The organism is Aldersonia kunmingensis, assembly GCF_001646865.1.
Classification (GTDB): Bacteria; Actinomycetota; Actinomycetes; order Mycobacteriales; family Mycobacteriaceae; genus Aldersonia; species Aldersonia kunmingensis.
Map to the genome: position 1 here is coordinate 48,615 of NZ_LRRB01000288.1, position 10,756 is coordinate 59,370.

General features: G+C 66.7%; 8 protein-coding genes and 1 pseudogene. 5 read left to right on the forward strand and 4 right to left on the reverse strand.

Annotated elements, in window-relative coordinates:
- Positions 1-325: 325 nt before the first annotated feature.
- Together A8G08_RS23385 and A8G08_RS23390 are read right to left on the reverse strand one after the other, a co-directional pair.
- Positions 326-1,066, reverse strand: a complete 741-nt coding sequence (locus tag A8G08_RS23385) for a Fic family protein (protein WP_068279524.1) — start codon at positions 1,064-1,066, stop codon at positions 326-328.
- Positions 1,067-1,150: 84 nt separating this feature from the next.
- Positions 1,151-1,591: a VOC family protein gene (locus A8G08_RS23390; protein ID WP_068279527.1), complete on the reverse strand. Its 441-nt coding sequence runs from the start codon at positions 1,589-1,591 to the stop codon at positions 1,151-1,153.
- A 160-nt stretch (positions 1,592-1,751) separates the two neighbouring features.
- Here A8G08_RS23390 and A8G08_RS23395 point away from each other — a divergent pair, with 160 nt between their 5' ends.
- The 5 genes from A8G08_RS23395 to A8G08_RS23415 all read left to right on the forward strand — a co-directional run bounded on the left by A8G08_RS23395 (position 1,752) and on the right by A8G08_RS23415 (position 9,294).
- On the forward strand, positions 1,752-4,220 hold the full coding sequence (locus A8G08_RS23395) for a phosphoketolase family protein (protein ID WP_068279529.1): 2,469 nt from the start codon (positions 1,752-1,754) through the stop codon (positions 4,218-4,220).
- Between the two features lie 184 nt (positions 4,221-4,404).
- Positions 4,405-6,369 carry an acetate--CoA ligase gene (acs, locus tag A8G08_RS23400; RefSeq protein WP_068279532.1) on the forward strand — a complete coding sequence of 655 codons (1,965 nt, stop codon included), beginning with the start codon at positions 4,405-4,407 and terminating at the stop codon, positions 6,367-6,369.
- Positions 6,370-6,414: 45 nt separating this feature from the next.
- Entirely contained in the window at positions 6,415-7,701 is a 1,287-nt protein-coding gene (gene nhaA, locus A8G08_RS23405) for a Na+/H+ antiporter NhaA (protein WP_084436770.1), read from the forward strand.
- Positions 7,661-8,212: a phage holin family protein gene (locus A8G08_RS23410; RefSeq protein WP_084436772.1), complete on the forward strand. Its 552-nt coding sequence runs from the start codon at positions 7,661-7,663 to the stop codon at positions 8,210-8,212. The genes nhaA and A8G08_RS23410 overlap by 41 nt, the downstream gene beginning before the upstream one ends.
- A 137-nt stretch (positions 8,213-8,349) precedes the next feature.
- The gene (locus tag A8G08_RS23415; RefSeq protein WP_068279538.1) at positions 8,350-9,294 is read left to right on the forward strand and encodes an alpha/beta fold hydrolase; all 945 of its coding nucleotides are present in this window, start codon (positions 8,350-8,352) and stop codon (positions 9,292-9,294) included.
- 19 nt (positions 9,295-9,313) lie between these two features.
- Here the strand turns inward: A8G08_RS23415 and A8G08_RS23420 are convergent, their stop codons facing one another.
- Both A8G08_RS23420 and A8G08_RS28155 read right to left on the reverse strand, forming a co-directional pair.
- Positions 9,314-10,504, reverse strand: coding sequence for a MarP family serine protease (locus A8G08_RS23420; RefSeq protein WP_068279544.1), 1,191 nt, complete (start codon positions 10,502-10,504; stop codon positions 9,314-9,316).
- Positions 10,501-10,756, reverse strand: a pseudogene (locus A8G08_RS28155) (hypothetical protein); the annotation flags it as partial. The gene A8G08_RS23420 and the pseudogene A8G08_RS28155, both read right to left, overlap by 4 nt.

Below are 10,756 nucleotides of genomic sequence, written 5' to 3' on the forward strand. Positions count from 1 at the left end.
ACCCACGCGGAGCGGGCCACTCCGAGGGCAGAAGCGTTGTGGGCCTGCGAGATTCGGGTCTTCGTTGGCGAGGACCTCGCACGAGTTGCGGGGATGAACCACCGATATCCGGAGCTTCGCCGAGGCCGAAAAACACAACCAACCAAGGCACGCATGGTAACCCTGCGATCCGTGCTTGCGGGCGGCGAGGTCGATTTCGATCGGCAGCGCCGCCCACATCTGTGTAGGGAAAGTCTGCGCGTTATTTGATCTTGTAGTTAATTCCTAAATCGGCGCTATCCGATATCTGCACCGAGTGCACAACTTATTTCTGCGCGAATGTCATTTACTGCGCGGAATCAGCGATCGATGTCGCCTCGCGGGCTCCGTCCTCCAGCCCTTCGCAACACAAAGTGATCCATGCGCCGACCGCGGCGGGGTCACCGGTGGCGAAGCCGTCCGCGGCGGCGAGGTAGGCGTCGCGGCGGCGCATCCAGGCCACCTCGGGAACGCCAAGATTGTGCGGATCCAACCCGCTCGCGACCGCGACCAGCCGAGATGCCGCCCGGGCGACGATTCCGTCGGCCGTGCCGAACGGGCGCAGCGCCAGAATCTCGCCGTGCACAACCGCGGCGATTACCGGTGCCGGCACCGTCGACTCGACCACAACCTGCCCGAGCAGGTTCAGCCGCTCGCCCACACCCGGATCGGTGCGTGGTCGGCCGAGATCCTCCGCTGCCGCGATATCGGTCGCCGCGAGCAGGTGCAACCGAGCGAGTGTTTGCAGCGGCGCGCGCTCCCACGTCCGCACAGTGTTTGGCAGCGCATCCCCATCGAGGGCATTGCTGACCCGGAGGGAACCCGCGAGTACCGGCTCGACCACACGACCGTCCTCGGGCAATGAGATATCGGCGCCCTCGATCGCGGCAGATGCGCGCGCTCCGCGCACTGCTGCCTCCGCCGCGGTTGTCGGCCAGCCGCGGCGGTTCGCGCGGTGCCGGTGCACCTCGGCGAGCGCATCACGCGCACGATCGGCCGCGGCGCGGACTCCGGGCAGGTCGACGAGCGCGAGCAGAGGGTCGGTCACGGCCAAAGACGCTACCGGCTTGGTGCAGGAACGGCGTTCACCAGGCCGCCGGGTACGACCCCGGCGACCAGCGGCACTCGATCGTCAGCCCCCGAAGACGACGCGCCCGTCGGGCTCAACGCGCAGGCCCGGGTTGTGCACGATCTCCCAGCGGTAACCGTCGAGGTCCGTGAAGTAGCCCGAATAGCCACCCCACTCCCGGTGTTCGCCGTAGTGAACCAATGGGCTGCCGGCCTCCTCCGCGACGCGCAGGACGTCATCGACGGTCTGCGCTGATGCGACGTTGTGGCCCAGGGTGATCGGCGCGGACGCCGAACTGCCGCGCGTATCCATGATTGGACCTGCCTCGGCGGTCATGTGCTCGGCGTTCCACAGCGCGAGCAGCATGCCGTGCCCGATCTGCAGGAACACCACATCGTCCGGCACCACCAAAGTGGCTTCCCAGCCAAGTCCGTCTACGTAGAACGCGCGAGCCGCCTCTACATCGGCAACCCCGAGTGTGATCACGCTCAGTGACTGCTCCATACGTCCGAGCCAACCATCGATACGCACTTCTGGCGAACCACCACGTCACGCCGCGGCGTGACTCGGCTTCACTACGACACCGCGAAAGGACTGCCGCATGGCGCGATCTGCGGTTGGATGACAGTGGTAATCCATCCCTGCCCGATCAGGAGCGTGTGATGTGACGACGACTTCCGCAAGCACATGGCGATCCGCCGATGTGACCCCCCTGAGCGACGCGGCCGTGACGCAGCTGAACCGCTGGTGGCGCGCCGCGAACTACCTCTCCGTGGGGCAGATCTATCTTCTGGACAATCCACTGCTTCGCACTCCGCTAACGCGCGACCATGTGAAACCGCGACTGCTCGGGCACTGGGGCACCACGCCCGGACTGAACTTCATCTACGCGCATCTGAACCGCGTCATCAAGGCGCGCGAACAGTCGACGATCTACGTGACCGGCCCCGGTCACGGTGGCCCGGGCCTGGTCGCCAGCGCCTACCTCGACGGCACGTACACCGAGTACTACCCGGACATGACCGAGGACACCGAGGGCCTGCGCCGGCTGTTCCGGCAGTTCTCCTTCCCCGGCGGCATTCCGTCGCACGTCGCGCCGGAAACACCTGGTTCGATCCACGAGGGCGGCGAGCTCGGCTACGCGCTGTCGCATGCCTACGGCGCAGCGTTCGACAATCCGGACCTGCTCGTCGCGACGGTCGTCGGCGACGGCGAGGCCGAGACCGGCGCGCTGGCCACGAGCTGGCATTCCAATAAGTTCATCAACCCGCGTTACGACGGCGTGGTCCTGCCGATCCTGCACCTGAACGGATACAAGATCGCCAATCCGACGGTACTGGCGCGAATTTCGAACGACGAGCTGGCGGCGTTGATGGTCGGGTACGGCCACAAACCGCACTTCTTCGTCGTGGAGGAAGGTGACGATCCAGCCGACGCGCACCGCCGCTTCGCGACGCTGCTCGACGAGGTGCTCAACGAGATCTCCGAGATCAAGGCACGCGCGGCGGGCGGCGACGAGAACCGCCCGCAGTGGCCGATGATCGTGTTCCGCACCCCGAAGGGCTGGACCGGCCCCGCCACCATCGACGGGAAGAAGACCACGGGTTCCTGGCGCGCTCACCAGGTGCCACTCGCCAACGCGCGAGATACCGCCGAGCACCTGAACGTCCTCGCCGAATGGCTCGCCTCCTATCACGCAGAGGAATTGTTCGACGAGGACGGCAAACTGCTCCCGGAGATCGCCGACCTCGCCCCCGAGGGTGAGTTGCGGATGAGTGACAACCCGGTTGGCAACGGTGGGTTGCTGTTGAAGGACCTGCGCCTGCCGGACTTCCGCGAGTACGCCGTCGATGTGCCGACGCCGGGCGCCGGTGCCGTGGAGACGACGAAGGTGCTCGGTCAGTGGCTCACCGACGTCGTGCGGCTCAATCCGGACAACTTCCGGATATTCGGTCCCGACGAAACCGCATCCAACCGGTTGCAGCCGGTATTCGAGGTAACCGGCAAGCAGTGGAACGCAGACCTCATCGGCCCGGAGGTCGACGAGCACCTCGTGCGCGCCGGGCGCGTGGTGGAAATGCTCTCCGAGCATCAATGCCAGGGCTGGCTCGAGGGCTACCTGCTCAGTGGCAGGCACGGCCTGTTCAACTGCTACGAGGCGTTCATCCACATCATCGACTCGATGTTCAACCAGCACGCCAAATGGATGAAAGTCACCAACGACATCCCCTGGCGGCGGCCGGTTGCAAGCCTGAATTACCTTCTGTCCAGCCATGTTTGGCGTCAGGACCACAATGGCTTCAGCCATCAGGACCCCGGCTTCATCGACCATGTGGTGAACAAGAAGGCCGAAGTGGTGCGGGTGTATCTGCCGCCGGACGCCAACACACTGCTGTCCACCTACGACCACTGCCTGCGCTCACGCCAGTACGTCAACGTGGTCGTGGCAGGCAAGCAGCCGAGCCCGACCTTCCTCACCGTGGACCAGGCCATCGCGCATTGCACACGCGGACTCGGCATCTGGGAGTGGGCAGGCACCGAAACCGATGGTGAAGACCCGGATGTTGTGATCGGTTGTGCCGGAGACATCCCCACCATCGAGGCGCTCGCAGCGGTGGATCTGTTGAAACAGAATCTGCCCGAGTTGAAGATCCGGTTCGTCAACGTCGTGGACCTGATGCGGCTACAGGATGAACGCGAGCATCCGCACGGTCTGTCGGACCGGGACTTCGACTCCATCTTCACTGCCGACAAGCCAATCGTGTTCGCCTACCACGGGTACCCGTGGCTGATCCACCGGTTGACCTACCGGCGCAACGGGCACAGCAACATTCACGTGCGCGGGTACAAGGAAGAGGGCACCACCACCACGCCGTTCGACATGGTCATGCTCAACGACCTCGACCGCTACAGCCTGGTGATGGACGTCATCGACCACGTGCCGTTCCTGCGCAGTCGGGCAGCTGGGTTGCGGCAGAAGATGGTCGACGCGCGAATCACTGCTCGTGAGTACACCCGCGCGCACGGCGAGGACCTCCCCGAGGTGCGCGATTGGGTGTGGCCCGCTGCGCGCGCCCTGGCAGGTAGTGGAGACATCGGCGCGACCGCAGCCACTGGCGGCGACAACGAGTGACGTGTGTTCGCGGGTGCTCGCAACCGGGTACCCGCGAACGCGTCTCGTGCCGAGTCGGGTGCGACCGCGCCGGTAGCATCGGCTCCGATCGGTGGCAGCCTCGCGCACGAGCCACAGTCGCCGGCCGCCGAACCGAGCACACGTTCGGCGGCTCACCTCATTTCGACGCGGAAGGCGGAAGGCAATGACCACCACCGACGAGAGCGAACGACCCACCGCCTTCCCGCCAAGCGCGGATTTCGTCGCGGCCGCCAATGCGGACGCGAGCATTTACGAAGCGGCGTCCACCGACCGACTCGGGTTCTGGGCGGAGCAGGCGCAGCGGCTGCACTGGCACAAGCCGTTTACCGAGACCCTCGACTGGTCAGGGGGCGCCGCAGGAGCGGAGCCTGCGGAGCGACCCAGCTATGTCGCGAAGTGGTTCGCCGACGGTGAATTGAATGTCGCCTACAACTGCGTGGACCGGCACGTCGAGGCCGGAAACGGCGACCGGGTCGCGATCTACTGGGAGGGCGAGCCCGGCGATGACCGCACGCTGACCTACTCGGACCTGCTCGCCGAGGTATCCCGCGCGGCCAACGCATTCACCGAACTCGGTCTGCAGGCCGGCGACCGGGTCGCGATCTACATGCCGATGGTGCCCGAGGCGATCGTCTCGATGCTCGCGTGTGCCCGGCTCGGGCTCACCCACAGCGTCGTATTCGCCGGCTTCTCCGCCACCGCACTGCGTTCCCGTGTGGACGACGCCGAGGCCAAGCTGGTCATCACCACCGACGGCCAGTACCGGCGCGGTCAGGCCGCACCGCTGAAGACCGCGGTCGACGAGGCGCTCGACGGTGCCGAATCGGTGCGCAACGTGCTGGTCGTGCGGCGCTGCGGTATCGACGTGGACTGGACCGACGGCCGCGACCTGTGGTGGCACGAGGTCGTGGATCCCGCGTCGAGCGAGCACACCGCGCGGCCGTTCGAGGCCGAGCACCCGCTGTACATCCTCTACACCTCGGGCACCACCGGTAAGCCGAAGGGCATCGTGCACACGAGTGGCGGCTACCTGACCCAGGTCGCCTACACCCACCACTACGTCTTCGACCACAAGCCGGGTCAGGACGTGTACTGGTGCACCGCCGATATCGGCTGGGTGACCGGGCACTCCTACATCGTTTACGGCCCGCTGGCCAACGGCGCCACCCAGGTCGTCTACGAGGGAACGCCGAATTCGCCCGACGAGCACCGGCATTGGAACATCGTCGAGAAGTACAAGGTCAGCATCTATTACACCGCGCCGACGCTGGTCCGCACGTTCATGAAGTGGGGCCGCGAGATCCCCGATGCGCACGACCTGTCCAGCCTGCGTCTGCTCGGCAGCGTCGGCGAGCCGATCAACCCCGAGGCGTGGCGTTGGTACCGCGACGTCATCGGCAGCGGCAAGACCCCCATCGTGGACACCTGGTGGCAGACCGAAACGGGCGCAATCATGATCGCGCCGCTGCCGGGCGTGACCGCGGCCAAGCCGGGCGCCGCGATGACGCCCCTGCCCGGTATCTCGTCCAGCATCGTCGACGACGAGGCAAAGCCGCTGAAGCCGGGCGATACCGGCTACCTCGTGCTCGACGAGCCGTGGCCGTCGATGCTGCGCGGCGTGTGGGGCAACCCGGAGCGCTTCCGCGAGACCTACTGGTCCCGCTACGCCGACCAGGGCTGGTACTTCGCGGGTGACGGCGCGCGATACGACGAGGACGGCGATACCTGGATCCTCGGCCGCGTCGATGACGTGATGAACGTGTCCGGCCACCGGATCTCCACTGCCGAAGTGGAATCCGCGCTTGTCGGCCACTCCGGTGTCGCCGAGGCCGCGGTCGTCGGAGCGTCCGATTCGACCACCGGCCAGGGCATCGTCGCGTTCGTCATCCTCGCCTCGAACACCGAGAACACCGGCGACGAGCTGATCGCGGAGCTGAAGAACGAAGTCGCGCGGGAGATCTCGCCGATCGCCAAGCCGCGGGAGATCAAGATCGTGCCCGAACTGCCGAAGACGAGGTCGGGCAAGATCATGCGCCGCCTGTTGCGCGATATCGCGGAGGGCCGCGAACTCGGCGACACGTCGACGCTCGTCGATCCCAAGGTGTTCGACGCGATCAAGAACGGGTGAGCGTCGAGATCGGCTGACCGGTGCCGCGATCGGAGGTTTAGGACGTTGCCTCCCCCGCTGCGCAATGAGCTCTCGCGATACCTGCGGACGGAAACGGTAGGCGGCACGATCCTGCTCGCCGCGGCCGCGGTGGCACTGCTGTGGGCGAACACCTTCGGCAATTCCTATGTCACGGTGCGGGATTGGGCTTTCGGGCCCGAGGCGTTGCACCTGAGCATCGGCGAGTGGACGCAGGACGGCCTGCTGGCGGTGTTCTTCTTCGTCGCCGGCCTCGAACTCAAACGCGAGTTCGTGGTCGGCGAACTCGCCGATCGCAAGCGTGCCGCCCTGCCCGTGATAGCCGCATGTGGTGGCGTCGTGGTGCCCGCCATCATTGCCGCCGCAATCGGGTGGGGCACGCCGGGCATGGAGCAGGGCTGGGCGATCCCGGTCGCGACCGACATCGCCTTCGCGCTCGGCGTACTTGCTCTCACCGGCTCGCGGATTCCAGCGAGTGCGCGGGTATTTCTGCTCAGCCTGGCGGTGGTCGACGACCTGCTCGCGATCGTGCTCATCGCAGTCCTGTTCACCGCGACCATCGCCTTCGGCTGGCTCCTCGCCGCCGTCGCGGCCGTCGCCGCATATTCGTGGGCGCAACACGCGCGAATCAGCACGGCACTGCTGTACGTCCCGCTCGCCGCGTTCGCCTGGTTCGCGTTGTACTCGAGCGGGGTCCACCCAACGCTCGCCGGAGTGGCACTCGGCCTCATGACGCGCGTGCGGCGGGATCCGAATGAGGAATTTGCACCCGCCGCCCGGCTCGAGCACCGACTTCAGCCGATCTCCGCCGGGCTGTGTGTACCGCTGTTCGCCCTGTTCGCGGCCGGTGTTCCGATCAATGCGACCGTGCTGGGCGACATGTTCACCGATCCCGTCGCACTCGCGGTCATCGTGGGCCTGCTGGTCGGCAAGCCGCTCGGCATCTTCGGTGTAAGCCGGCTCGCCACCTGGCTCGGGGTGGCCACCCGCCCGACCGGACTGGCCGATCGAGACATGTTTGCCCTATCGGTGCTCGGTGGCATCGGGTTCACCGTTAGCCTTTTGATTGCGGAACTCGCGCTCGAGCACGAGCCGGGATCGGTGGTCGACACGGCGAAGGCGGCGGTACTGTCAGCGTCGCTGATTGCTGGTCTGCTCGGCTCGGCGCTTCTCTTCCGCCGCGGCCGGGTACATGGTCAGCGGCGGACGACGCGACCGCGCGCCGGCGACGGTGGCGCGGGAGCACCGCGGCATGTCGGTAGCTCAGGCAACGATGACGAACCGGAGGGGTCGACCAGTGACACACCGCAGTAACGGGGACGAGGGCAAGCGCCGCGCAGCAGGCGAGCCGGGCGCGCCGTCGACCGTTGCCTCGATTCCGCTCTCGGACGTCGACGTGCGGATGCCCGGAACCGCGAGCATCGGCGACCTCGTCCGTGATGCCAGCACGCAACTCTCCACGCTGTTCCGCGCAGAGGTGGAACTCGCCAAGGCCGAGGTCACCGGCGAGGTCAAGAAGGGGCTGCAGGGCAGCCTGTTCTTCCTCCTGGCGCTGACCGTGCTGCTGTTCAGCGCGTTCTTTTTCTTCTTCTTCCTCGCCGAACTGCTCGACGAGTGGTTGCCGCGCTGGGCCGCGTTCCTCAGCGTATTTGTGCTGATGGTCCTGGTCGCGGTGGGCTTCGCGTTGGGCGGCTACGCGCGCGTCCGCAAACTGCGTGCGCCCGAGAAGACGATCGACTCGATCAAGCAGGTCAAGACCGTGTTGCCCACCGAGCACCACGATACGGTCGGCGGCCAGCACGCGAGCGGCGCGATCGGCCACTAAGTTCGACTCCATGCCGTCGCTCGCGAACCTGGGATCTCGATCCGGGGTTCGCGGCGGCCATGGTGACGTTCAGTGCGGTGTCTTCAACCATGTCTCTGTCTTCAGTCGTGTTCTCATCCCCTGCCGTGTCTCCGGTCATGAGTAAGCCCGATCCCTCCACGGTCCGTATCGACGGACCGTGGACGCACCGCGATATTCACGCGAACGGGATCCGCTTTCACGTCGTCGAAACGGGCGCGCAGGGCGCCGATGTTCCCCTCGTAGTGCTGCTGCACGGTTTCGCGGACTTCTGGTGGTCCTGGCGGCATCAATTGGCCGCACTCGCCGAAGCCGGGTTCCGTGCGGTCGCTGTCGACCTGCGCGGCTACGGCGATACCGACAAGCCGCCGCGTGGCTACGACGGCTGGACGCTGGCCGGTGACGTCGCCGGCCTGATCCGCGCGCTCGGCCACAACGACGCGACGCTCGTGGGCCATGCCGACGGCGGCCTCGTCTGCTGGGCGACGGCGGTGCTGCACCCGCGTCTGGTGAGTTCCATCGCGCTGATCTCCTCCCCGCATCCGATCGCGCTGAAGCGCTCGGTGCTGCGCGACAACCCGCAGCGGGTCGCCTGGCTGCCCACCTTCCTCAGCCACCAGTTGCCTTGGCTACCCGAGCGAAAGCTCACCGACAGCAACGGTTTTGCGGTCGAAAGGATGCTGCGCCTGCATGCGGGCCCCGCCTGGCCCGCCACCTCGGAATTCGCCGAGACCGCGCAGCGCATGCGATCGGCGATCCAGATTCCGGGCGCTGCGCATTGCGCCCTGGAATATCAGCGCTGGGCGTTCCGCAGCCAGTGGCGACCGGACGGCCGACGGTTCATGACCGCGATGGACGAGCAGATCCGGATCCCGGTACTGCAGATCCACGGCGACCTCGACCCGTTCGTGCTGGTCAGCACGTTCCGCCGGTGCACAACGTGGGCACCGCGGCGCGAACTGGTCAGCCTCGGCGGTGCCGGGCACTACGTGCACCAGGAAACTCCGGATCAGGTCTCAGCCGAGCTGATCCGCTTCACCAAACACTCCACCGGGCACGCCTGAGCGCACTCGGGCTCGAACCTCAGATGATGCAGTCCCCGGTGTCCACCGCGGTGGACGAATTGAGCGCCGAGCTGATCTGCTGGCCGACTTCCTTCATGGTGAGCACAAACCCGGTATCGCTGTTGTCCACGGCGGCACCGAACACCACTCCGAGCGCACGGCCCTGGACGTCGACGAGCGGCCCGCCGGAGTTGCCCTGCCTTACCGACCCGCGCACGGTGTACACCTCACGTTCGACGGTGCCGTCCCGGTAGATGTTCGGCCCGCTCAAATCGACCGTCTCGCGCACGCGCGCAGCGGTCGCGGTGTACGGCCCGCCGCCCGGGTAGCCGAGCACGATCGCGTCCTGGCCGGGTTCGGCCGGCTCGGGGGCGAACGGGATTGCCGCCGCGCTGAGACCTGGCACCGACAGGATCGCGACGTCGACCGCGGGATCGAACAGGACCACGCGGGCAGGCAGGGTGCCGTCGGCAGTGTCGATCGACACGCCGGCGGTTCCGGCCACCACGTGCGCGTTGGTGATCACTCGTTCGGGCGCGATGACGAAGCCCGAACCTTCCAGTGCGCGTTGACAACTCGGGGCGATGCCCCGGATGCGCAGCACGCTGGTCTGCAGGTCCCGAGCCGTCGGGCTGTCGAGTACAGCCGGATCCGGCGGGCCGACCGAAGCGACAGGAGTGCGGCCGAACGGTCCGATCACGTCCGGCAGACCGGAGGTGTCGAGCAGGGCGGAGAACTCCTTGGGCAGCTCCCGCATCCATTCGGGCGCAAGGTCGTCCACGGTGGCAAGCACCTTCGACCCGCGCACCGATGACGCGACGAGCGGCTGCGAAGACGTGGTCAGTGGGATCGCGAGCAACCACGCCGCGACGAGTACGGCCACGGCCTGCAGGCAGGCACCGATCACACTGTCCACCGACCGTGCGGCAGGGTGGCGGATTCCACCGCGCAGCGCGCGGCCGAGAATCATGCCCGCGATCTCGCCGACCACCACGAGCGTGATGATCAGCAGAACACCGACCAGGACACGGGTTCGCCCGTCCTCCATGTGCACGAGGATGTGTGGCGCGATGAGGATTCCGGCGACGGCTCCGAGTAGAACGCCGAAGAAGGCGATCGCCGACGCGACCGCGCCCTGACGCCAACCGGACAGTGCGGCAAGTACGGCGAGCGCGATGACGAGCGCGTCGAGCCACCCCGACCCGGTCATCGGTCACCGTCCCGTAGCGACGGCGAATCCTCCACTTGCAGCACCGACGAATCCGGCATAGGCGCACGCGGAATCGGCGAGACCATCCCCACAGCTTCCAGTGTCTCCTCCAGGTCTCGTACGTCGGAGTGGTCCCACTCCAGTTCCCACCCGGACACCGCGAGCAAACCCGCGAGGATGCCGGCGGTGAAACCCCAGACTACGAATTCATCGAACAGGAACGCAGGACCCTGATAGCCGAGCGGGTGTCGC

Excerpts from the sequence above, each read along its gene's own strand:
- A8G08_RS23390 (WP_068279527.1), bottom strand. The coding sequence starts at position 1,591 with ATGGAGCAGTCACTGAGCGTGATCACACTCGGGGTTGCCGATGTAGAG.
- acs (WP_068279532.1), top strand. The coding sequence starts at position 4,405 with ATGACCACCACCGACGAGAGCGAACGACCCACCGCCTTCCCGCCAAGC.
- A8G08_RS23410 (WP_084436772.1), top strand. The coding sequence starts at position 7,661 with ATGACGAACCGGAGGGGTCGACCAGTGACACACCGCAGTAACGGGGAC.
- A8G08_RS23415 (WP_068279538.1), top strand. The coding sequence starts at position 8,350 with ATGAGTAAGCCCGATCCCTCCACGGTCCGTATCGACGGACCGTGGACG.
- A8G08_RS23420 (WP_068279544.1), bottom strand. The coding sequence starts at position 10,504 with ATGACCGGGTCGGGGTGGCTCGACGCGCTCGTCATCGCGCTCGCCGTA.